Source organism: Kiloniella sp. (assembly GCF_965205715.1).
GTDB lineage: Bacteria > Pseudomonadota > Alphaproteobacteria > Kiloniellales > Kiloniellaceae > Kiloniella.
In genome coordinates this window covers 112,831-133,721 of the sequence record NZ_CBDBHW010000014.1, presented here as the reverse complement: position 1 = coordinate 133,721, position 20,891 = coordinate 112,831, and the positions used below count along the sequence as shown (strand labels likewise).

At 43.7% G+C, this 20,891-nt stretch carries 27 protein-coding genes; 5 read left to right on the top strand and 22 right to left on the bottom strand.

The genetic code is table 11. The features are described from left to right. Nucleotides 1-68: 68 nt before the first annotated feature. Entirely contained in the window at nucleotides 69-527 is a 459-nt protein-coding gene (locus ACOGW3_RS17515) for an outer membrane protein assembly factor BamE (protein ID WP_419904183.1), read from the top strand. A gap of 4 nt (nucleotides 528-531) precedes the next feature. On the opposite strand, the gene ACOGW3_RS17510 is transcribed toward ACOGW3_RS17515, so the two are convergent. Both ACOGW3_RS17510 and ACOGW3_RS17505 read right to left on the bottom strand, forming a co-directional pair. Next, complete coding sequence (locus ACOGW3_RS17510) at nucleotides 532-1,734, bottom strand: MFS transporter (protein ID WP_419904182.1); 1,203 nt, start codon at nucleotides 1,732-1,734, stop codon at nucleotides 532-534. Between the two features lie 91 nt (nucleotides 1,735-1,825). Continuing rightward, the gene (locus ACOGW3_RS17505) at nucleotides 1,826-2,167 is read right to left on the bottom strand and encodes a hypothetical protein (protein WP_419904181.1); all 342 of its coding nucleotides are present in this window, start codon (nucleotides 2,165-2,167) and stop codon (nucleotides 1,826-1,828) included. A gap of 23 nt (nucleotides 2,168-2,190) precedes the next feature. Between ACOGW3_RS17505 and ACOGW3_RS17500 the strand changes: the two genes are divergently transcribed. Genes ACOGW3_RS17500 through tnpC form a run of 3 tightly spaced genes read left to right on the top strand, consistent with a single transcriptional unit; the run spans nucleotide 2,191 to nucleotide 4,494 of the window. Then, nucleotides 2,191-2,529 (top strand): hypothetical protein, encoded by a 339-nt coding sequence (locus ACOGW3_RS17500; RefSeq protein WP_419901112.1) that lies wholly within the window; start codon nucleotides 2,191-2,193, stop codon nucleotides 2,527-2,529. Beyond that, the gene (gene tnpB / locus ACOGW3_RS17495; RefSeq protein ID WP_419901111.1) at nucleotides 2,529-2,891 is read left to right on the top strand and encodes an IS66 family insertion sequence element accessory protein TnpB; all 363 of its coding nucleotides are present in this window, start codon (nucleotides 2,529-2,531) and stop codon (nucleotides 2,889-2,891) included. The genes ACOGW3_RS17500 and tnpB overlap by 1 nt, the downstream gene beginning before the upstream one ends. Before the next feature lie 55 nt (nucleotides 2,892-2,946). Further along, entirely contained in the window at nucleotides 2,947-4,494 is a 1,548-nt protein-coding gene (gene tnpC, locus ACOGW3_RS17490; RefSeq protein WP_419901110.1) for an IS66 family transposase, read from the top strand. Here tnpC and ACOGW3_RS17485 read toward each other — a convergent pair. From ACOGW3_RS17485 to ACOGW3_RS17420, 14 genes are all read right to left on the bottom strand, one after another. Beyond that, entirely contained in the window at nucleotides 4,476-4,691 is a 216-nt protein-coding gene (locus ACOGW3_RS17485; protein ID WP_419904180.1) for a hypothetical protein, read from the bottom strand. The genes tnpC and ACOGW3_RS17485 overlap by 19 nt on opposite strands. 123 nt (nucleotides 4,692-4,814) lie before the next feature. Beyond that, complete coding sequence (gene thiL, locus ACOGW3_RS17480) at nucleotides 4,815-5,801, bottom strand: thiamine-phosphate kinase (RefSeq protein WP_419904179.1); 987 nt, start codon at nucleotides 5,799-5,801, stop codon at nucleotides 4,815-4,817. Between the two features lie 28 nt (nucleotides 5,802-5,829). Next, a complete protein-coding gene (gene nusB, locus ACOGW3_RS17475; protein ID WP_419904178.1) occupies nucleotides 5,830-6,312 on the bottom strand; it encodes a transcription antitermination factor NusB in 483 nt (160 codons plus the stop codon). Between the two features lie 13 nt (nucleotides 6,313-6,325). After that, nucleotides 6,326-6,772: a 6,7-dimethyl-8-ribityllumazine synthase gene (gene ribH / locus ACOGW3_RS17470; RefSeq protein ID WP_419904177.1), complete on the bottom strand. Its 447-nt coding sequence runs from the start codon at nucleotides 6,770-6,772 to the stop codon at nucleotides 6,326-6,328. A gap of 66 nt (nucleotides 6,773-6,838) precedes the next feature. After that, complete coding sequence (ribB, locus tag ACOGW3_RS17465) at nucleotides 6,839-7,975, bottom strand: 3,4-dihydroxy-2-butanone-4-phosphate synthase (protein WP_419904176.1); 1,137 nt, start codon at nucleotides 7,973-7,975, stop codon at nucleotides 6,839-6,841. Then, nucleotides 7,968-8,582 carry a riboflavin synthase gene (locus ACOGW3_RS17460; protein ID WP_419904175.1) on the bottom strand — a complete coding sequence of 205 codons (615 nt, stop codon included), beginning with the start codon at nucleotides 8,580-8,582 and terminating at the stop codon, nucleotides 7,968-7,970. Before ACOGW3_RS17460 ends, ribB begins: the two co-directional genes overlap by 8 nt. Before the next feature lie 34 nt (nucleotides 8,583-8,616). After that, a complete protein-coding gene (ribD, locus tag ACOGW3_RS17455; RefSeq protein ID WP_419904174.1) occupies nucleotides 8,617-9,732 on the bottom strand; it encodes a bifunctional diaminohydroxyphosphoribosylaminopyrimidine deaminase/5-amino-6-(5-phosphoribosylamino)uracil reductase RibD in 1,116 nt (371 codons plus the stop codon). A 31-nt stretch (nucleotides 9,733-9,763) separates the two neighbouring features. Next, on the bottom strand, nucleotides 9,764-10,243 hold the full coding sequence (gene nrdR, locus ACOGW3_RS17450) for a transcriptional regulator NrdR (protein WP_419904173.1): 480 nt from the start codon (nucleotides 10,241-10,243) through the stop codon (nucleotides 9,764-9,766). A 72-nt stretch (nucleotides 10,244-10,315) separates the two neighbouring features. Continuing rightward, nucleotides 10,316-11,608, bottom strand: a complete 1,293-nt coding sequence (gene glyA / locus ACOGW3_RS17445) for a serine hydroxymethyltransferase (RefSeq protein WP_419904172.1) — start codon at nucleotides 11,606-11,608, stop codon at nucleotides 10,316-10,318. Between the two features lie 30 nt (nucleotides 11,609-11,638). Beyond that, entirely contained in the window at nucleotides 11,639-12,073 is a 435-nt protein-coding gene (gene rpiB / locus ACOGW3_RS17440; RefSeq protein WP_419904171.1) for a ribose 5-phosphate isomerase B, read from the bottom strand. 567 nt (nucleotides 12,074-12,640) lie between these two features. Beyond that, a complete protein-coding gene (locus tag ACOGW3_RS17435; protein WP_419905947.1) occupies nucleotides 12,641-13,429 on the bottom strand; it encodes a glycosyltransferase family 87 protein in 789 nt (262 codons plus the stop codon). Between the two features lie 77 nt (nucleotides 13,430-13,506). Next, the gene (istB, locus tag ACOGW3_RS17430) at nucleotides 13,507-14,319 is read right to left on the bottom strand and encodes an IS21-like element helper ATPase IstB (protein ID WP_419901088.1); all 813 of its coding nucleotides are present in this window, start codon (nucleotides 14,317-14,319) and stop codon (nucleotides 13,507-13,509) included. Next, complete coding sequence (locus tag ACOGW3_RS17425) at nucleotides 14,316-15,362, bottom strand: Mu transposase domain-containing protein (protein ID WP_419904170.1); 1,047 nt, start codon at nucleotides 15,360-15,362, stop codon at nucleotides 14,316-14,318. The genes istB and ACOGW3_RS17425 overlap by 4 nt, the downstream gene beginning before the upstream one ends. Next, on the bottom strand, nucleotides 15,328-15,498 hold the full coding sequence (locus tag ACOGW3_RS17420) for a hypothetical protein (protein ID WP_419904169.1): 171 nt from the start codon (nucleotides 15,496-15,498) through the stop codon (nucleotides 15,328-15,330). The genes ACOGW3_RS17425 and ACOGW3_RS17420 overlap by 35 nt, the downstream gene beginning before the upstream one ends. On the opposite strand from ACOGW3_RS17420, the gene ACOGW3_RS17415 reads away from it, so the two are divergent. Then, the gene (locus ACOGW3_RS17415; RefSeq protein ID WP_419904080.1) at nucleotides 15,485-16,717 is read left to right on the top strand and encodes an ISL3 family transposase; all 1,233 of its coding nucleotides are present in this window, start codon (nucleotides 15,485-15,487) and stop codon (nucleotides 16,715-16,717) included. The two genes, ACOGW3_RS17420 and ACOGW3_RS17415, sit on opposite strands and share 14 nt — an antisense overlap. A 2-nt stretch (nucleotides 16,718-16,719) precedes the next feature. Here the strand turns inward: ACOGW3_RS17415 and ACOGW3_RS17410 are convergent, their stop codons facing one another. The 6 genes from ACOGW3_RS17410 to ACOGW3_RS17385 all read right to left on the bottom strand — a co-directional run bounded on the left by ACOGW3_RS17410 (nucleotide 16,720) and on the right by ACOGW3_RS17385 (nucleotide 20,847). After that, a complete protein-coding gene (locus tag ACOGW3_RS17410; RefSeq protein ID WP_419904168.1) occupies nucleotides 16,720-17,187 on the bottom strand; it encodes a hypothetical protein in 468 nt (155 codons plus the stop codon). A gap of 123 nt (nucleotides 17,188-17,310) precedes the next feature. Beyond that, nucleotides 17,311-17,613, bottom strand: a complete 303-nt coding sequence (locus tag ACOGW3_RS17405; protein ID WP_419905946.1) for a glycosyltransferase family 87 protein — start codon at nucleotides 17,611-17,613, stop codon at nucleotides 17,311-17,313. 750 nt (nucleotides 17,614-18,363) lie between these two features. After that, nucleotides 18,364-18,573 carry a cold-shock protein gene (locus tag ACOGW3_RS17400; RefSeq protein ID WP_419904167.1) on the bottom strand — a complete coding sequence of 70 codons (210 nt, stop codon included), beginning with the start codon at nucleotides 18,571-18,573 and terminating at the stop codon, nucleotides 18,364-18,366. Nucleotides 18,574-18,851: 278 nt separating this feature from the next. Further along, entirely contained in the window at nucleotides 18,852-20,036 is a 1,185-nt protein-coding gene (locus ACOGW3_RS17395; RefSeq protein WP_419904166.1) for a substrate-binding domain-containing protein, read from the bottom strand. Continuing rightward, nucleotides 20,033-20,290, bottom strand: coding sequence for a DUF6898 family protein (locus ACOGW3_RS17390; RefSeq protein ID WP_419904165.1), 258 nt, complete (start codon nucleotides 20,288-20,290; stop codon nucleotides 20,033-20,035). The genes ACOGW3_RS17395 and ACOGW3_RS17390 overlap by 4 nt, the downstream gene beginning before the upstream one ends. An 86-nt stretch (nucleotides 20,291-20,376) precedes the next feature. After that, nucleotides 20,377-20,847 carry a MarR family winged helix-turn-helix transcriptional regulator gene (locus ACOGW3_RS17385; RefSeq protein WP_419904164.1) on the bottom strand — a complete coding sequence of 157 codons (471 nt, stop codon included), beginning with the start codon at nucleotides 20,845-20,847 and terminating at the stop codon, nucleotides 20,377-20,379. Nucleotides 20,848-20,891 lie beyond the last annotated feature (44 nt).

Genomic DNA, 20,891 nt, shown 5'->3' with positions numbered 1-20,891 from the left:
TAGCACGAACAGCTTTTATGCTAAAGAATAACGCGCGGAATTATTTTAACTTAAATCAGAGTTTGGTTATGGCTTTTAGATTATCTCTACGTACAAAGACCATTTTAGCTGCTGTGTTGCTCCCCTTCGCGATCAGCGCATGCGAAAGCAAAGTTAACGTTCGTGGAAATTTTCCTGATCCGGATGAGGTTAGTAAGTTAGAAACAGGCGTATCAAGTCGTCGAGACGTTGCTGAACTACTTGGTTCACCATCGACCCTTTCAACTTTTAAAGACCAAGTTTGGTATTACATTGGCGAGAGAGTCGAAAAGACAGCCTTTTATGATCCTGTTGTACTTGATCGCAGTGTTCTTGTTGTCTCCTTTTCAAAAGATGGACGCTTAGAGGAATCTCGGTCATATGCCCTAGAAGATGGAAGAGTTATCGATCCGGTAACCCGTGAAACTCCGACAGAAGGTCAAGATCTGACGGTCATTCAACAATTACTTGGTAACCTTGGTAAATTTACACCAGGTGGCTCTCAATAAAACTTTAAATCTGAGCTTCTTGAGGTTTGTTCAGCTGGCCGCGGTAGACCAGCTGAACAATCAGGAATATACAAACGGGTATAAAGGCCAAAGAATTCACTGCTGCCCATCCAAATTTATCAAAGACAAATCCTGAACCGAAGGCTGTTGTAGCGACAACACCAAAAACCAGCAATTCGTTAAACGCTTGAACCTTTGCTTTTTCTTCTGGTCGGTATGATTCTGTGAGCATGGCACTTCCTCCAACATAAAGGAAGTTCCATCCCAGCCCGAGAGTTACCAAGCCTGCCCAGAACTGCACAACTTCAATACCAGATAGATTTATCGTCGCAGCTATCGCGATAAGAACGACACCGATCAGCTGTATTTTGACCAAGCCAAAACGGTTGATGAGAGATCCGGTGAAAAATGAAGGCGCATACATTCCAAATACGTGCCACTGGATAACAAAAGCTGCAGACTCAAAGGGATGCGCACAAGCGATCATGGCAGCTGGTGTAATACTCATTATTAAATTCATGCAGGCATAACTTACAATCCCGCAAAGAACGGCAACAAAAAATACGGGTTGCTTGGCGATTACAAAAATCGATCGCCCACTCGACTTAATTTCATGCACAGCAAGCCGGGGGATTTTAATAAACTGGACGATAATCAGCGTACCAATACAAAGTGCCGTAATGGCATAAAAACTACCGACAAAGAGTATAGGCCCAAAAAACTCTAGATCTTTAGACCATTTAGCAAGTTCCGGTCCGGCAAAAGCAGATATTACGCCACCTGCCATAACAAGAGATATTGCCTTACTTTTAAAAACGTCAGTTGCGGTATCAGCAGCAGCAAAGCGATAGTATGCAACAGTTGACATAAAGGCGCCGAAAAGAAATGAGCTTAGACAAAAAAGTTCAAAATTATTGTCCAAGACTGCTTGAGCGGAGAAAAATCCTGACAAAGCCCCACATACTGATCCAAGACTAAAACCGGCGCGCCTACCGTAATGTTTCATAAAATATGAAATTGGGAGCGCGCATACCATCATCCCTAAAAATTGTAACGACAGAGGTAAAGTGCCAAAGGACTTATCTTCGGCAAGGGTTGTTCCAACAAGAGAGCTCATTGAAATAAGCATGGAGCCACAGCTCATACCTAGGGCCTGACAAATTGCCAGAAATATTACATTCGCTTTAGTTGGATCACGATCAGACATAAGTAGGGTATCTCACTATATTGAAATGAACCATACACAGGAGCATTATCAAAATCCAAGAGAGAAATGTAGAATTATAAAAAAGTTAATTTTAGCTATTCGAGGGCTTAACAATGCCTTCAACAATTAGCTCCACTCCCCGAATGACTCCCTTCCCCATTACCTTATCCGCAGAGCTTTGAAGTCGATCTGTAATTTTCTTATTTGTGTAGCCATCTTGAGTAAAGAAACGATAATTATAAAGTGCATGTAATTCGGCGATGAAATCGTTTTGTAGGCGAATTTGCCATCTCTCAGTATTAATTAAATCGTCCCCTTCAGCGACTTCGAGAGTAATTTTAACCGTGACATGGTGGGTTACAACTCCCTCTTTAATTGTGAGCGTGACGTTAACCGCATCTGTTTGAGCTAATGAATAATGGTTATGCTTCATTTTTCTTTTGAATGGAGCGTTTAATGTCAGCAATTGAGAACGATTTATCGCGAACAGAATTCCATTGGCTTGAGCATGCGCGTTCGTGTGAGTTAAACGGGGTGGGCATGAAAGCTTATGCCGAGGCACACGATCTTGACCTGAAGGATTTTTATCATCAAAAGGGGGAGCTTGTTAAGCGGGGTCTTTTTGTTGTTTCTAGTCGAGATGAAAATTTACACAAGATTGTAAATGGTTCAGCTGATGGCCCAGGCTTATTGTATTGTCAGGTTTGCCTTCGTAACGGGCTAGAAGTCAAATGGCCTGTTTCGGGGAGAACATCGGATTTAACATCTATTGTAGATGCACTTGAAGGTCTGTGATGCGGCGGCCTTCAGATGCTTTGCCCGTCATTTATCTTTGCGCAAATCCCGTTGATTTTCGTCGCGGCATAAATGGTTTGTCGATGCTTGTTGACGACATCCTCAGCCTTGATCCATTCTCTGGCTACCTCTTTGTTTTTTCTAATCGTCTAAGCAACAAGGTCAAGTTACTTTACTGGGAGAAAAACGGATTTTGTTTGTGGCAAAAGAGCCTTGAAAAAGATCGGTTTCATTGGCCACGACACTTGAGCAAAGGAGCCCGTATAGAGCTCAGTGGTCGCCAATTGAACTGGTTGCTGGATGGTGTTGACCTCCGTCATGTGAAAGAGCATAAGCCTGTAAATTATTCGGAGATATATTAAATATTTACAGCACTTTATACTGTTTTGAAGAGTATAAATTTGGTATACTTCGGCTATGTCAAAAGCGCCCATTTCTTTCCCTGAAAGCCTTGAAGAATCACGTATTTTAATAGGTGGTCTTCATGCGCGTATTGATATTCTTGAAGAGCAAAACAGATTATTGCGTCATCAGCAGTTTGCCGCTTCCAGTGAGAAGACATCCCCGCAAGAGCAAGGTCTCTTGTTTGATGAAGCAGAGGAAGCGGCTGAGGACGACACAGGGGCAGAAGACGATGATAAAGAGATCAAAGTTCCAGCTCATACCCGTAAAAGGGGTGGACGCCGCTCTTTGTCAAAAGACTTGCCCCGTGTGCGGATTGAACACGATATCCCCGAAGAAGAAAAGATTTGCGCTTGCGGATGTGGTCTTATGGCCAGAATTGGGGAAGAAGTCACCGAACAATTGGATATAATTCCGGCTAAAATGCAGGTTCTTCAGCATGTGCGTTTCAAATACGCCTGTAAATCATGCGAAGAAGGCGTAACAATCGCGCCCTTGCCACCACAGCCCATCCCCAAAAGCATCGCTTCTGCTGGACTTCTTGCTTATGTGGTAACGGGAAAGTATGTGGATGGCCTGCCTCTCTATCGTATGGTACCTGTTCTGAACCGCTCCGGTGTGGAGTTTAACCGTACATTACTCTCGCGGTGGGTGATCAAATGTGGTGATCTTGTTCAGCCCCTGATTAATCTGTTTACCGACCATCTCCTAAACTACGATATCATTGCCATGGATGAGACTGGCGTTCAGGTCTTGAAAGAACCTGGGAAAAAACCTCAAAGCAAATCCTACATGTGGGGGCAAAAAGGAGGCCCTCCGGACCAGCCAGTGATCCTGTTCCACTACGATCCCTCCAGGGCGGAGGATGTGGCAAGGCGATTGTTGGAAGGTTACACTGGGTATCTTGTTAGTGATGGATATCAGGTCTATCTGAATGTGACATCCGACAGCACAATCATCGGCGTCGGATGCATGGCTCACGCCCGGCGTAAGTTCAATGATGTCATCAAGGCACGGAAGAAGTCCAAAAGGCGAAAACCCGGCCTTGCCGATCATGCCATGGAGGCCATCAGAGCTTTGTACCGCATTGAAAAGCTCGCAAAAAACATGAGCGATAACGAACGTCGGCTATTACGCAAGGAAAAGGCCAAACCAATCCTTAAAGACTTGAGAGAGTGGATTACCAAGGTCAAATCGTCGGTGCCGCCGACATCGTTACTTGGCAAGGCTTTGCACTACATTGATAAGCAGTGGCCTCGGCTCATTCGCTACCTTGATGATGGCCGCTTGCCAATTGATAACAATGAAATGGAGCGCGTAATTAAGCCGTTTGTAATAGGAAGGAAAAATTGGCTGTTCTCAAAATCCCAAAATGGTGCCAAGGCCAGTGCAAATCTTTACTCTATCGTCGAGACCGCCAAGGCTAACGGGATCGAGCCATATTCATATCTTCGACACATTTTTACCCAATTACCTAAAGCAAAAACCGTCGAAGACTTTGAAGCTCTGCTGCCCTGGAACGTCAACAGAAACAACGTAACACCTTACATCATGCAAAAATAGGTGCGGTTAACGTCACGCTCACCTTTAATTAGAGGAATGACTGTCGCGGGGAATTCTAAAAAAGCAGAAGGAATTTCAGGAATAACTTCGGCAACTTCTTCGTCGCCATCGGCAGGTTTTAAAAAGAACCACCAGCCCGCAAACCCACCGCCTCCAACAAACAAAAGAATCAATATGGCAATGATGAGTTTTTTCATAAAGGCACCAGTAAATAACTTCTTGTGTAATGTACTAATAAAGTCGAATAAGGTTTATTTTCTGTAAAGTAGTGATTTATTCTATTTGTAATGATATCGGATTTTTAGCCACAATATCAAAGCTTAAAAATGCTTCCAACCTGTTTCGGTTATAGAGAACTCTTCTCCATTTTTTCTTATCAGTGAAACACCCCTTCCCTCAGTAATTTCACCAATGCGAGTTATTTTCAAGGAGAGAATATTTGATAGCTCTGTAATCTTGTCGCGGTGAATTCTGTCTGCCGTAAAAAGAAGCTCATAGTCATCCCCGCCTGTTACAGCAAGTTCGGTTTTCAAATCTGCATTGCCGATCATCAGATTTGTAAAGGCATTTGAAAGGGGGAGATTTTCCTCAAATAAAATCGCGGCAACGTCTGATGAATTTGTTATATGAGATAAGTCAGCCAACAATCCATCGGATACATCCATAGCTGTATTGGTGAGTTGCTGATTTAGTAGTTGAACCCCAAGGGCCATTCTGGGTTGAGGTAAACGATAGCGCTTAATTAATTCCTCCCGAAAAGAAGTATTTTTAACGTCTATCTCGCCGGTTAAAATTTTTAAACCTGCACCTGAATCTCCAAGATTACCGCTGACCCATACATCCTGACCAGGTTGAGCCGTTGATCGCTTAAAGCATTGATGTCGAGGAACTGTTCCAAAACAGGTAACTGTGATTGTCAGTGGTCCGGGAGTTTTAACGGTATCACCACCGATCAAATGAAGAGAGAAGCGTTTTTGGTCGCTTTCAAGGCCATTTGTGAATGACCGTACCCATTCACTGTCCAAGTCATCATTGTATGCCATGGAAAGGGTATAGGCGAAGGCTTCTGCCCCCATAGATGCTATATCTGATAAATTTACCCGTAAACACTTACGCGCAATGTCTGCGGCTGGGTCTGTGATAAGAAAGTGGACACCCGCGACAAGAGTGTCCATTGTAACCACAGTGGAATGATCAGGATGAACTGAAATTAATGCAGCATCATTCTTTAAAGAATAAGCTTCCTCATAACCCTTTGATAGTGGGGCAAAGTAACTCTCAATTAGATCAAATTCACTTTTATCCACGAGAAATATACCCAGCTATTAAATCGGATTACTTACTGAACTCATCCTTACGCAAACCGTGCGCTAATCGATCTAAGCAACCGTTTACCATTGCAGTCTCTTTGTCGCCCAGGAAGGCGTGAGCAACGTCAACGTATTCGGAAATAATAACTTTGGCAGGCGTATCTACCCGTTGCTGGATTTCATAGGCCCCTGCAACCATTACCAGGCGAAGGATCGGATCCAGGCGATGTAATGGCCAGGATTTATCCAAAACAGAAATCAGCATATCATCTAAAAGTTCACGCTCTTGATTGATGCCTTTATAAAGTTCAACCAAGAGTTTTTGATCAAGATCAGCGATGTTTAGGCCATCGATTTCTTCATCCAGGCGATCACTTAGGAATTCATTGAGAGCTGTTTTAGAACTCGCTTTGTTAAATTCAATCTGGAATAGGATTTGAATTAAGGTAAGGCGAGCCTTGCTCTTTTTTAGGCTGTCACTCGTAGGTTTCGAATTTTCATCAGTCACTGTATAACTGTCCTTATGCAACGCCGTATTGGCGTTTTAATGCAATCATATCAAGGCAAGCACGGGTAACTGCGCCACCTTTGTTTTTCTCTGACTTGCGTGCTCGTGCCCAGGCTTGAGCATCGTTCTCAACAGTCAAAACGCCGTAACCGATTGCCAAGTTTGCATCTACAGCCAGATCCTGAAGCTTACGCGCACTCTCAACGCACACATAATCATAATGGCTGGTCTCGCCGCGAATAACACAACCCAGTGCGACATAGCCATCAAATTTACGGCCATCTTTACGGATAGAGGCAAATTTGATTGCTGCAGGCAGTTCAAATGCGCCAGCCACTTGGACAACTTCATATGTACAGCTGTCTTTTTCAAGTTCTGCAATTGCTGCACTTTTCATTTCGTCAGCAATTTCATTATAAAAACGTGCTTCGACGATTAGAACGTGTGGTTTATCAGTCATTCGCAGTTACCTTATTAAAAGTTGATGCTGTCTCGTAAATCATCATTAATGTATTCGTAGATTGCTTTACTCTACGATTGGACGCTGTTCAACAACAGATAGCCCGTATCCGTCAAGGCCTATGATATGTTTCTCTGAATTTGTGAGCAGAATCATCTGTTGAACACCCAGGTCCAGTAAAATTTGAGCACCAACGCCATAATCTCTGAGGTCGTGGTTGATTTCAACTGGCTCACCGATTTTAGTTCTGATGGTATCAGATAGACTTCGCGGTGATGGTTCTCTAATTAAAACCACGACCCCCTCACCGTTTTGATCAATCATTTTCATAGAGTTATGGAGATCGCCGGCTTTACCGCTATGGGTGTCACCCAGGACGTCATCTAGAACGTTCAAAGCATGCATACGAACCAGAACAGGTTTTTTCGGGGAGATATCGCCCTTCCAAAGAGCTACATGCTCTGCATATGTCGTATTATTGACGAATACTGCCATGTTAAACTCACCGGCAACGCCTGAGTTAAGTTTACTTTCCAGGGTTCGCTCTATCAGATGATCATGTTTCCTTCGATACGCAATGAGATCAGCGATTGTGGAAATTTTTAAATCATGTGTTTTTGCAAAATCGATAAGATCATCGCGGCGGGCCATTGTGCCGTCATCGTTCATGATCTCACAAATAACACCAGAAGGATTTAATCCTGCAAGTCTTGAGATATCAACAGCGGCCTCTGTGTGTCCCGTACGAACGAGTACACCGCCATCTCGTGCAACCAATGGGAATACGTGCCCAGGGGTAACAATATCGCCCTCCTCAGATGTGGGATCAATTGCAACTGAAATTGTACGCGCTCTGTCCGGGGCAGAAATACCTGTCGTTACACCTTCTTTAGCTTCGATTGACACTGTAAAAGCCGTCTCATGGCGTGTTTCATTTTTCTGAGCCATCAAGGGAAGGTTTAATTCCTCTACCCTTTCACGGCAAAGTGCGAGACAGATCAAGCCACGACCATATTTTGCCATGAAGTTAATTGCTTCAGGTGTTGCCATTTGGGCTGGAATGACAAGGTCACCTTCGTTTTCACGACTTTCATCGTCGACCAGGATAAACATATGACCATTACGAGCTGCTTCAATGATCTCTTCTGGCGAAGAAAGAATATCATTGAACGCCACTGGTTGTTCATTTCCACTTTCAGCCATTTTGTTGCCTTTCAAGCAGTTGGCCCACATAACGAGCCAGCAAATCAATTTCTAGGTTTACCTGGCATTCACCCGTTTTGTAGGTTCCGGGTTGCCACTGACCCAACGTTGTCATTTCAGCAGTGTGGGGAATAATGTTAACCCCAAATAAATTCCCATTAACCTCATTTACGGTTAAGGAGGCACCATCGAGGACAATTGATCCTTTAGGAGCGATATATTTTGAAAGTTCTTCAGGGGCTTCAAAAGTAAAGCGAAGCGAATCCCCTTCAGGAACGATACTGATTACAGATGCTACCCCATCAACATGACCAGAAACTAAATGGCCACCAAGTTCATCTCCTAAACGAAGTGCTCGCTCAAAATTTACAGGTGAATTTGGGCGCCAGTTTCCTAAAGTTGTTTTTGATAAAGTTTCTGCGGATACGTCAGCACTAAACCAGCCAGAGCCTTTTCTCACGACTGTCAGGCATGCGCCTGAACAGGCAATTGATGCGCCAATATCCACAGTTTCCATGTCATATGAACAATTGAAAACAAAGCGCTTATCGCCTTTATCTTCAATTTCACGAACAGTACCTAAATCGGTAATAATTCCTGTAAACATTCTATTGTGCCTTTAGGCTGTGCTGCGGGTTGTGTTAGAGATCCCGACGATAGGTTTCCATTATGTCATTGCCCAGTTTTGATACACTGGTCAATTGAAATCTTGGGGCTAAATCAAGTTGTTCAAGACCGAAGCCGACTGAGGCCGAAATGCCATCTCCACCAAATACTTTAGGTGCTCGAAACCAAACGACACGATCTATCAAATCTGCTTTTAAGAGAGAGCCTATAATATGGCTGCCTCCTTCGATCAAGAGCCGTGTAATACCTCGTTCGCCAAGTTCTCTCATGGCAGCTGCGGGACTAATATATCCATACTCGTCTTTATGTAAGGAAACAACATCAACACCTGCATCTTTGTATGCGTCAAGGCGTACGGGGTCGTTGTCACCAAAGGTCATAAGTATGGTCTGACACTCTTTGGCTCTTGCAACGAGATCATGCGTAAGAGGCAACCTTAAGCGGCCATCCATAACCACGCGAATGGGGGATTGTTGCTCTAATCCTTCAAGGCGTACATCCAGGCGAGGATTATCTAGAACGGCAGTACCGCTTCCGACAAGGATAGCATCGTTCCGAACTCGTAACATGTGCCCCGCACGGCGAGCGGCCTCTCCTGTGACCCATTTACTTTGCCCTGATTTAGTTGCTATCCGGCCATCAAGTGTGGTTGCTACTTTGAGTGTAATTAAAGGTCTGCCATGCCTTATGCGAGTGAAAAAACCTGCATTGAGTTCTTCGGCTTCGTGTCGACGTAAACCAACTTCTACTTCGATACCTGCAGTACGTAATAACTCTATCCCACGGCCCTGTACACGGGCATCAGTATCTTCCATTGCAACAACACAGCGTGTGATGCCAGCGGAAATAAGTGCTTCTGCACAAGGTGGGGTTTTACCATGGTGGGAGCACGGCTCGAGTGTGACGTACGCAGTGGCTCCACGTGCAAGATTACCAGCTTGGGAAAGAGCTTCTGTTTCTGCATGAGGGCGCCCTCCGGGTTGGGTGAACCCGCGTCCAACCACGGTTCCTTTATTAACAAGGACACACCCGACAGCAGGGTTGGGGGACGTCGCGCCTAGTCCACGCGCAGCCAATCCCAGGGCTGCATCCATGTGTTGTAGATCCACCTTGCGAATTTCGGTCGACATATCAATGTTTCTATTTATTTGTGGTCAGTATTTAAGAAGGTTCACGATCCAGAATATCGTGATCATCACCAAGTTTACCTACAAATTCTTCAAAATCTCTTACTTCTTTAAAGTCTCTGTAGACAGAGGCAAAGCGGACATATCCAATCTGATCGATAGTAGCGAGTGCGTCCATTACAAGTTCGCCGATAAGATCCGAAGCAATTTCGCTTTCTCCAGATGATTCCAGACGACGAACAATGCCACTAACAACACGCTCGACACGATCTCTATCAACATCTCTTTTTTGGAGGGCAATATTCATGGAACGGGCGATTTTTTCCCGGTCGAAAGGTTCCCGTTGAGCATTACCTTTGACAACGGTAAGTTCACGCAATTGAACGCGTTCAAATGTTGTGAAACGTGCGCCACAACTGGCGCATTGACGGCGGCGTCGAATAGCCGTGTGGTCTTCGGTTGGTCGCGAGTCTTTGACTTGCGTATCTTCACTACTACAGAACGGGCAGCGCATATTCCCTCACTGATTCACCCCGAAGGGTGGTCCGGGTTATGTTTATTTGGAAAGCATAACCCGGATCTTTACCTAGATTTCCAAATCTTTGTAAATCGGGAATTCGCCACAAAGTGCTTCGACTTCGCTACGAACTTCCGCTTCGATTTTGGAGTTATCTTCGCGGTTTGCTGCCAGTCCATCAAGGACTTTAGTGATTAGTTCGCCAATTTTCTTAAATTCAGCATCTTTAAACCCGCGTGTTGTACCTGCTGGAGTACCAAGACGGATACCGGAAGTAACCATTGGTTTTTCAGGATCAAACGGAATACCGTTTTTATTACAGGTAAGGCCTGCACGATCGAGGCTTTCTTCTGCAATGTTACCTGTAAGTCCTTTAGGACGCAGATCAACAAGCATTAGGTGCGTATCTGTGCCGCCAGTTGTAATGGCAAATCCATTGTCAACAAGCGTGGCAGCCAAAGTTTGAGCATTACTAACAACTTGCTTTGCGTAATCTTTGAAGCCTGGATCGAGAGCTTCTTTAAGGGCAACTGCCTTAGAAGCAATACAGTGCATCAGTGGGCCGCCCTGAAGTCCAGGGAATGCAGCAGAGTTGATCTTTTTACCAATATCGAGATCATTGGAAAGAACCATACCGCCGCGACCTGCGCGAAGAGTTTTATGAGTAGTCGTTGTTACGACATGCGCATGTGGAAGCGGGCTTGGGTGGATGCCAGCTGCTACAAGGCCAGCAAAGTGAGCCATGTCAACGTGGAGATAAGCACCTACTTCATCAGCAATTTCTCGGAATTTAACAAAGTCCAGAACGCGTGGGTAAGCAGAGCCACCAGCAATAATCAGCTTTGGTTGGTGTTCAACAGCAAGCGCACGAACTTCGTCATAGTTAATCTGGCTGGTTTCTTTATCAACACCGTAACAAACAGCGTTAAACCATTTACCTGAAAGGTTTGGACGTGAACCGTGAGTTAGGTGTCCACCTGAAGCCAAATCGAGGCCCATGATGGTGTCGCCGGGTTTGATTAGAGCAAGGGTCACACATTGGTTTGCCTGAGCGCCTGAATGAGGCTGTACATTAACGTAAGCACAATCAAACAATTTTTTCGCACGTTCAATAGCGAGGTCTTCAACCACATCAACGTGTTCACAACCACCATAATAACGACGGCCAGGATAGCCCTCAGCATATTTATTGGTCAATACTGTACCCAATGCCTGCATTGTAGACAGGGATACAATATTTTCAGATGCGATAAGTTCGATCTGATTTTGTTGACGATGCAGTTCTTCATTAATTGCAGCTGCAACTTCAGGATCTGTTTGTGCCAAAGGCGCATTAAAGAAGGTCGTTGTATCTAAGCTCATGACAACTTCACTCTCAGGTAAAGGTGATTATTATTTAAGTTTGTCGATGCGTCCTTGATGACGGCCACCAGCAAACTCAGTGTTTAGAAAGGTATTAAGAGAAGCTTTCGCTACCTCAATACCTGTTGTTCTGGCTCCTAGAACCAGAACATTGGCATCGTTATGCTCTCGAGCTAAACGGGCCAGGGTCTCGTCGTGACAAAGTGCGGCGCGGATACCAGCATGTCGATTTGCAGCAATTGATATTCCTATTCCAGAACCACATACCAGAATACCAATATCGGCTTCTTCGTTTTGAATTGCCTTAGCCAAAGCAGATCCAAAATCGGGGTAATCAACTCGATCCGGGCTGTTTGTACCAAGATCTAACACATTGTACCCCAATGCTTTGACATCTTCTTTAAGTAGATCTTTCAGTTCATAACCGGCATGATCTGCAGCTAAAGCAATAGTTTTTTTACTCATAATTCCGCGCTTAGTTATTATCTCACAAAAGTCAGTTGTTTAAATAACACAAGAGGCTTTCACAGGAAATGAGAATGCGTGGCATATAGCTCATTCCCCAATGGAATTGATGGCCTATTAAGTTAATTATTTTGTTTTATTAGCAACCAACTCTATCGAGTTTTTATTTCATGACTTGTTATAATGTGATTCTTTTGTCTTGTGCTAGACAATTTACGTACATTTCATAGAACATCTGCGGCATTATTGTACCAGGACAACTTATCAATATTTTCTAGTATCCAGCCTTATGTCTTAAGAGTTTGAGCTAGGGCACTGTATTTACATCCGATTTACGTTGAAGAAGTGTAATGCACACTATTGTAGTGTTATTAAATTATTGTAATAATTGAAAATTGTTTAAAACCTGATAAAAATTGTGGGCTATTTTGTCGCAAGCCTTTTGTCGATGTAAATAAAGGAAACGACTTATCTATACATCTGAATCTTATTCTAGTTCAGGAAAGTTATATTGATAGCTTCTTATAAAATTACGACAATAAAGCAGATATATTTTGTCTAAATCAATCAAGATACTGCTTGTACGGGAAAGTATTTCTTAGGGTGATCGTGTTGTCTAGATTTAAGAGTGATGCTCAACAACCGATATCCCCAAAAAAAGATAATAAGTGTAGAAAATTGCAGGCTTGATACTGAGAGATCAAAGTTATTGGCAAGGATTGATTGTGCAAAAGAGCTAACATTACCTACGAAGCAGGCTATCCAGACAATCAGTGTCCAAAGTAGTAACCGTTTATCTTGAGAGGCCAGCCATGGAAGATGATGAATGACAATTGCTGCAGGTAGTAATAGCAACATAAGGTCATAGTAGAACAAATGTGGGCTGATCAACAAACCCCAAATGAAAGTTATAGCTATAGCTAAATCCCAAGCTCTCTGATCACCAACCCACGAAATATTCTTCCATAATTGCCATAACAGAAGGATGGTCCCTCCACTGAGGATATAGGTACTAATATTTGTAAGTATCGGGTTCAGTTCATCAAATAGTAAAACTGAAAAGCCATAAAATGAATGAATGCCCCAAGTTGGATATTCAGGTTGTCTCAAAAAATTAAGTAAATTGGAACTGATTTCAAAATAGGCACGCATGGCTTCAGGGACTAAAATAAATCCTAATACTAAGCTGAGCAATAAGGAAGCGCCTCCACCAATCAAGGCTTGCCAACGCCATTTGAATAATAAAACAAGAGCTATAGCGATAGCGAGTTGAGGTTTAAACGCAAGTAATCCGATGTAAAAACCAGCCCTGTAATCTTGTCCCTTTCGTAGGGCTGTAAAACAAAGAGAATACAGTGTAGAGCGTCAACCACTTTGTCCGGTTGCGTCAACCACCTTGGCCGCTTTTGATGCGGCTGTGATCTGACGTTTATTTACGATGCTTCAGGCATATTTTTCACCTTTTTGTTTGTGGTTTTCCGCAACATTTTTTTGAGATTTTGGGCGGCTTCCCATTGTCTGTAGCTGTCGATATTCATCTCAAGAATGGTTGAGTGGTGAACAAGACGATCGATTGCTGCAACGGTCATGGCCTTATCTTGAAAAATATTGTCCCATCCGCTAAAAGGTTGATTGGCAGCAATTGCAATACTTCGGTACTCATATCGTCTGGCGATCAATTCAAAGAGCACGGATGTTTCAGATATATCCCTTTGTGCATAGGTAATATCATCGAGAATGATGAGATCAAATTTATCGAGTTTTGCGAGGGCGTTTTCGAGCATAAGTTCACGTCTGGCAGCCTGGAGTTTTTGCACCAGATCACTGGTTTGCGTATAGAGCACACGGTATCCAGCCTCTATAAGAGCATAACCTACGGCGCATAGGAGATGAGTTTTTCCTCCCCCTGAATTTCCAATGGCAATCAGATTTGCTCTTGCGTCAATCCAGTCACCGGCAGACAAGGCTTCGACCTGCGCCTTTTTCACGTTAGGCAGCCGCTTGAAGTTAAAAGTGGCCAGAGTTTTTCCGCCCAGCAGGTTTGATGCGTTGAGATGGCGTTGAATGCGTCGCGTGTCCCTTTCGGCCAATTCATATTCGGCCAAAACGGCAAGGAACCTGGCTGCTGACCAGCCCTCCTTGTCGGATTGGATTGCGATATCTTGCCAGTGTTTGTGAAAGCTGGGTAATCGTAAGTCAGTTAGCATAAGAGGCAGCTTGTGCTGATCCACTTCAATGTTTGTCATGCCCGATCCTCCAACAGAGTATCAAAGACTGATAATGAAGGTTGAACCACGGGAATATCAGGAGGTAAATCCGTGTTCTTTTTTGTGATATTCAGCTTAAGTTTTTTTGCGCAAGGTAGCCTTCCTGCATTGATTTCTCTCGAAATCAGGTGCGCGACTTCGGCCTCACAAGCCTCTTCGTGCGCAAGGAAAAGTATCCCAACCATCTGACGACACGCATCTCTGCGGGACAACTTTTTCTGAAACAATGTCCAGGCCAGGGAGTACTCGGTTCTTGGAAAAATACTGTCACGATAAATAGAATTGGCGAGTGCCTGAGGTTTACGTTTGAGAGCATGAATGACGTGATGATAATTGATAACATGAATGCGGGGGCCTTTGCCGTGCCCCCGCTCACGAGAATGGCTGACGACATGAGTGCTGCCTAGATAGGCTTCTATCCGGTTATCGTAAATATGGACACGCAAGCGTTGACCAATTAGGCGAGAAGGGGCGCTATAAAAAACCTGCTTAACTAAAAAACCACTTGTTTTGGTAACTCTCGACACGACTTCAGTGTAATCTGTTGTTCGCCGAGGAGGTAACGCCTTGAGAGATTTCAACTCTGTTTGGATATCTTGGTCACGATGTTTGTTCCGTCTAGCAATCAGCTCGTCCAAAAATCGCCGATACTCATCCAAAGTGTCAAAGTCATTACTGCCACGCAAAATCAGGGCCTGCTTTATCGCAGTCTTAAGGTGACCGTGGTGAGATTCAATGGCACCGTTCTCGTGTGATTCCCCTCTGTTATTTCGACTGGCCTCCATACCGTAGTGCTCAACAAAAGCAGAATAACGTTTGGTAATGTCCTCCTTTTCCTCAACGCTCAAATTCCGAAAGGCCGCAGACAGGCTGTCGGTCCGGTGGTTTTCAGGAGCGCCCCCCAAGGACCAAAGCGCATTTTGTAAGTTCTCCGCAAGGGCTGTAAAACTCTCACCGCCAAGTACGACCCCAACATGTTCCCATCGGCTATATACCAGAACAAAATGATAGAGCCGATGCACCAAAGGATCTCCTGCAATGGTAATACTGGCTCTTCTCCGCTTTGTTGAGTAGAAAAAGATGCCGACCGCCAAGTAACCTGTTGATATGTATGGTTTCTGATAACTTTACATAGAGCAGGTATATGACAATCAACATCTCGCAGCATATTTTAGGCCTCAAAGGGCAACGTGTAAATGAAATTAAACTGGATGACGGCGGTGTTAAGATTGTCATTCACTGCAGCCGAGACGCGCGTAGGAGGGCTATAGACCCTGCTACAGGCCAGAAGGGAAGCATCAACCAGCATGTCCGCCGACAAGTAAACGACATCCCCCTTTTTGGGTATCCTTGTGTGGTCGAGATTGAGCTGGCGCAGGTTTATATTAACAAGGGCGAACGCCGCATTGAGGGGTGTGATTTTGTTGATAAAGGGTGCCGTTTCACTCACCGATTTTGCCGACTGATCAGTGGATTATGTCGGCATATGTCTATTCAAGCGGTTTCCAGACATTTGGATATACGATGGGAAACGGTCAAGAATATCGACAGGGCATACCTTATTGAAACTCTCCCTACGCTTGATCCTGCAGAGCTAACTGGCTTGGAATATATTGGTGTAGATGAAGTTGCCCGGGCGAAAGGTCATGACTACATGACGGTGGTCTACGATATGGTTGGCGGTCATCTGATCTGGGTTGAAGCAGGCCGAACTGCCGAGGTTTTTTCAAGGTTTTTGAAACAACTGCAACCAGATACAGCCTGCAAAATAAAGGCCGTAGCGATGGATATGGGGCCTGCCTACCAAAAGGCTGTCAGAGAGTCCTTGCCGTTGGCCGACATAGTATTTGACCGTTTCCACGTCATGAAAAACTACAGCAAAGCTATCCATAATCAGCGTCGACTTGAGTTCAGAAAGGCCGATCCAAGTGGTAAAGAGTTGATGAAAGGGACACATTATCTGTTGCTCAAAAATGCGGATAAGTTGAGTGAAAAACAAAGTGACAAGCTGCAAAGGTTGCTGGAGAGCAATAGCAACCTGAATGCACTTTACGTCTTGAAAGAACAGCTTCAGCTGCTGTGGAGTGCCGCTTCATTTGAGGCGATGGCGGAGCAACTGGAACGTTGGTGCCTGATAGCAGATCAGTCACAGATGCTCTATCTAAAAAAGTTCGCGAAATCCCTACGGAAACATTGTGTGGGCATCTGCAACTACGCCAAACACAAGCTCACAAGCGCCAGGATAGAGGCTGGTAATGTCAGTATAGGAATGATCCGTAAGCGAGCCAGAGGCATCAAGTATACCGAATACTTCAAACTCAAAATTAGACAATCATCCATTCCAGATAATCAATCTATGCTCTATTTGAAATCCTAAATCTACTCAACAAAGCGGAGAAGTGCCGTAATACTTAAGTCGGCTGCATCCGTGAAATCTGATTGGCCCATGTAACCCGGCTCAGGTGTTTGCCTGAAAATGATATCCTTTTCAGGGCCATTCAGAGCCCGCCATCCCCGAACTCGGCGCTCTAACGTGCGCTTGACACGGTCATCGGGAAAACGGAGCGGATAGAGGCTCTGTATGTGGCGCAACAAAGTAATGGGTTTGACCGAGTTGTCTTTATCCAAAATGGGAAGGATGTCCTTATCCCAGATATCTTCAAGCGGATCAGAAACTGTTCGCCCTCGCTTTATATTGCGTTGTGACGGTAAAGTCGCATCAACGTCAAATCGGCGGGCCGTGCGTTCGCTAAACCCTGCGCGGGCAGCGGCGGTTCGTTGACCATGAGTTTTTCTATCTGTCATGTAAAGTCTCAGTTGTTCATCTGTGATAAATTTATACGGCAAACAGGTTCCTCCAATTACATCTAGAGGTTCCTAATTTATCAACTCACAGCAGCTTGTAACTAACACCAAATTAAGCCTTGGCCGGTGGATCTGATTATCAAACGGGCACGCCCTTTTTAATGATCAGATCCACCGGCCAAGGTGGTTGTCGCAACCGGCCAAGGTTATTGTCGCTGAACAATACAGCAATAAAATAATTGGCGTTGCTTGTCCGTACAGTATCCAGCCAAGGGTTGGGTAAAAAAGAAGGCAACAGCCAACAATCTTATAAGTCTGCAATGTTTGTAAGGCTGTAAGTTCCCTACGCACGATGACAACAGAGAAAACAAGTAAGCCAAAGTTAAAGATTTGCCAGAGAATAAAACCTGAGATGTAAGGCAGTTTTGCAAATGGTGCATAGATCAGTGCTGCAAAAGGCGGATTAATGAAAGGGCTATGTCCCTTATATCCCAGTCCGATTACATCTCTTTGGAACTCGACTTGTTTTGGGAAATAATATTCCGGGGCCAGGATATAGGCCTGTTCAATAATACCTTGGTTGTAAAAAGTACCACCCGTATAAAATGCTAAATAATCTGCGCCAATATTCCCGTCGAAAGCTGCTAATAACCCAGTACCGTTTATCAGGTTATAAAAAAATATGCCAATGTAAGTGAAGCCATAATAATGCCGTACAATAAAGCGCGGCTATTAAAACGGTCATCGAGGACGGGATGCCAAAACACAATTTACCTGCAAAAAACAAAACACGATAAGATTGAATAAGATTATTTTCTTAAATACCCGTTAAAATTATTGGTTTCATTAATTTTGTGATGTTTCCTTTTGAGAAAAGGAAGAAAAGCAGATGACGCTATAATTTATAATGCGGTTTTGGAACTCAACCTCGATTTAATAATTACGAGTATGGTTTGCAGGCAAGCCATTGTTATCCCCTATGGTAGGAGATAGGGAATACCGATTGGGAGGGTAATGGTGTTTTGGGAAAGAATTGGGGAGCCGTTAAATTTGGTGGCTCATATGTTTTTAAATGAAATTTCTTGTCGTCGCGAAATTTGTAAATATAGAGAGCTACTTTAATATTTTGCGCTCTAAAGACAAAAAATGCCTATGGCATTTCGGGTAGTAAGCAACATCCGCCTCCAAAATAAATTTGGAGGCGGTATCGTGTTATCGTTAGTCGATAACGGTCAGGTCTTCAGCGGAAGATTTTCCGTTTTTACCAGCCTGAAGTTCAAAAGAAACTTTCTGGCCTTCGTTTAGAGTGCTTAGACCAGCACGCTCAACTGCTGAAATGTGAACAAACGCATCATCACCGCCATTGTCAGGCTCGATGAAACCAAAACCCTTTGTTGGGTTGAACCACTTAACTGTACCGTTAGGCATAATATTTCCCTCTCACAGGAGTAAAGATTTCGTATTCTACAAGAGTGTAAAATACTGTTATTGAGCTCACACTGTCAGGGGATAACTAACTTAATCGGGATACCGGTTATTCCAGTAACACAAAACAAATGCTACGCTTCTGACTGCAGATATAGTACACAATGAAAATAAGTCAACTAACATTTCAATCATTTTGCGAGTTTGTCCCGCTTTGATAAGGTTTTATCTTTATATATATAGCCGTCCAAAAAAATTTAATTGAATAAGTTACATCATTATTATTTCAAGATTTTTGGAGAATAACCTTTGGGGCCAAAGAGGTTTTCAAACGGAAAATTGTGTACATTATCAAAAGTTATCAATTGAGCCATTGGACCTGAAACATAGGGGAATGACCCAGTTGATAAATTTGGTTCTTCCCCTCTTATTAGCCGCAACAGGTTACTCACGGCAATATTGCCTATGGAAATCATATCGTCACTGGCTGAAACCAAAACGTCTCCTCTTTGGACTGCAGGGTAAAGTTCTGCATTTAAATAGGCAGCAATTAATTTTAGGTTCGGGTGTTTGTCTTTGTATTCGTTTTTGAGGCTTGCCGCCCGTTCTATCGCTGGGGCAATACCATAAAGATAATCAATGTTATCATTGTTATCGAGAACAAGGCGTACTAGACGTTCTTGCATAATCGATTTTGTATGACCGTGTAAAACAGGAATTATTTCAAGGCGATCACGTAATATTGGATCATTATTTAAGGAAGCTACAAATCCTTCAAGCATATCTTCTGACCAGCTTGCAGTTTCAGGCCCCATTACAAAAGCTATTTTGACACGTCCACTTGGCTGGTTTTTCCTGATGTGATCCTTTACCCACTGTCCCAATCGATAACTTACATCAAAATAGTACACCATTGCTTTGGCATGGACACCAGATGCAAAGACTTCGTTCGCATAACCTACAATCGGGGTGGTTTGAGCGACCTGATTAATGGCATCAGCCATTTTATAGCTGTCAATTGTGGAGAGAAGAATGCCATCATAACTGACAGCTTTTCGGGTCAATTGTCGGATCTGAAGGCCATGATTAATATAACTCTCGGCGGAAAAAATTGTTAGATCCAGGTTTAATCGCTTTGATGCTTCCCTCGCAGCATAGGAGAATGTCTTCCAAGTATCAGCTAATTGAGGAACAAGCAGTGCAATTTTGTATTTTTGTTTAGCAGGTTTTGGCCATACAAAATCTAGTTTGGAGGGACCTTCTAAATCCAGGCGTCCTGCAGTCCCCCCGATTTGATTTTCGTGAGCAAGGTAATAGCCTGTTATCTTTTGTGGTAATGTACTGTTATCAGCGGCAAAAGATACGGAGATGAATACTGGCAGGATACATGATAGTATCCATTTTAGAGCAGTTCGCCCTCGCCTTTTAATCCTATTTAAAATCAGCCCTGTATATTTTAGGATCAAACGATAATTCCCCGTTTACCTGACTTACCGCCCTTAGCTGAGTTGGGGTTATTTTTATCAGAGGGAGAGGCTTCAGATTTATTAAGCACATATCGCAATTTACTTAACACGGTTTGTTTAAGTTTTTCTTCGGTTTCACGAGGATCTCCTACGATTGAGACCTCAGTCATCGTTGGTTCGTGGAAAGCGCTAACTTTTACGTATCCTCCGACTTGGGAGAATTCGATGATGATTCCTTTTTCAGCTCTGCTCATTACATACTGCCATAAAACAAGAAGACCCCTGCAAAATAGCAGAGGTCCTAGTATACTCAATAAGTATTTTAGAAACTAAAGTATTGCTATTCAGCTGCAGGATTAATACCACCCATCGGCATTGGCGATGACCAAAATAGTTGTAAACGATGTAGGGTGGCAGTTGTGACCTTAAGATCGTCTTCCGTAACGACGCCGCCACTTATGTGGGCAGCATGGGCATCGAAAAGAGTAGAAATTGCATTGAATATCTCTAAACCACTTTCAGAAGCACGAACATGAAAAGACCTGCGATCGTGTGGTGAACGTTCCTGATTGAGATAGCCGTTTTCGACCATTTTCTTAACATTATAGGAAACGTTGGATCCCAGGTAATATCCACGATGTGTTAGTTCTCCTACAGAGAGTTCTTCATCGCCAATATTATATAGGATAAGTGCTTGAATGTTGTTCAGGTCCCGGATGCCGCGGCGATCTAGTTCACCCTTCACGACTTCAAGGCACTGACGATGCAAGCGCTCTACGAGAGAAATAGTTTGTAGATATGCAGCTTTCACGATGTCCTCACAATAACAATAGCTTTTAATAAATTTCGATTTAT

Excerpts from the sequence above, each read along its gene's own strand:
- ACOGW3_RS17515 (WP_419904183.1), top strand. The coding sequence starts at position 69 with ATGGCTTTTAGATTATCTCTACGTACAAAGACCATTTTAGCTGCTGTG.
- ACOGW3_RS17510 (WP_419904182.1), bottom strand. The coding sequence starts at position 1,734 with ATGTCTGATCGTGATCCAACTAAAGCGAATGTAATATTTCTGGCAATT.
- ACOGW3_RS17505 (WP_419904181.1), bottom strand. The coding sequence starts at position 2,167 with ATGAAGCATAACCATTATTCATTAGCTCAAACAGATGCGGTTAACGTC.
- ACOGW3_RS17500 (WP_419901112.1), top strand. The coding sequence starts at position 2,191 with ATGTCAGCAATTGAGAACGATTTATCGCGAACAGAATTCCATTGGCTT.
- tnpB (WP_419901111.1), top strand. The coding sequence starts at position 2,529 with ATGCGGCGGCCTTCAGATGCTTTGCCCGTCATTTATCTTTGCGCAAAT.
- tnpC (WP_419901110.1), top strand. The coding sequence starts at position 2,947 with ATGTCAAAAGCGCCCATTTCTTTCCCTGAAAGCCTTGAAGAATCACGT.
- ACOGW3_RS17485 (WP_419904180.1), bottom strand. The coding sequence starts at position 4,691 with ATGAAAAAACTCATCATTGCCATATTGATTCTTTTGTTTGTTGGAGGC.
- ribH (WP_419904177.1), bottom strand. The coding sequence starts at position 6,772 with ATGACTGATAAACCACACGTTCTAATCGTCGAAGCACGTTTTTATAAT.
- ribB (WP_419904176.1), bottom strand. The coding sequence starts at position 7,975 with ATGGCTGAAAGTGGAAATGAACAACCAGTGGCGTTCAATGATATTCTT.
- ACOGW3_RS17460 (WP_419904175.1), bottom strand. The coding sequence starts at position 8,582 with ATGTTTACAGGAATTATTACCGATTTAGGTACTGTTCGTGAAATTGAA.
- ribD (WP_419904174.1), bottom strand. The coding sequence starts at position 9,732 with ATGTCGACCGAAATTCGCAAGGTGGATCTACAACACATGGATGCAGCC.
- nrdR (WP_419904173.1), bottom strand. The coding sequence starts at position 10,243 with ATGCGCTGCCCGTTCTGTAGTAGTGAAGATACGCAAGTCAAAGACTCG.
- glyA (WP_419904172.1), bottom strand. The coding sequence starts at position 11,608 with ATGAGCTTAGATACAACGACCTTCTTTAATGCGCCTTTGGCACAAACA.
- rpiB (WP_419904171.1), bottom strand. The coding sequence starts at position 12,073 with ATGAGTAAAAAAACTATTGCTTTAGCTGCAGATCATGCCGGTTATGAA.
- istB (WP_419901088.1), bottom strand. The coding sequence starts at position 14,319 with ATGACAAACATTGAAGTGGATCAGCACAAGCTGCCTCTTATGCTAACT.
- ACOGW3_RS17415 (WP_419904080.1), top strand. The coding sequence starts at position 15,485 with ATGACAATCAACATCTCGCAGCATATTTTAGGCCTCAAAGGGCAACGT.
- ACOGW3_RS17420 (WP_419904169.1), bottom strand. The coding sequence starts at position 15,498 with ATGTTGATTGTCATATACCTGCTCTATGTAAAGTTATCAGAAACCATA.
- ACOGW3_RS17400 (WP_419904167.1), bottom strand. The coding sequence starts at position 18,573 with ATGCCTAACGGTACAGTTAAGTGGTTCAACCCAACAAAGGGTTTTGGT.
- ACOGW3_RS17390 (WP_419904165.1), bottom strand. The coding sequence starts at position 20,290 with ATGAGCAGAGCTGAAAAAGGAATCATCATCGAATTCTCCCAAGTCGGA.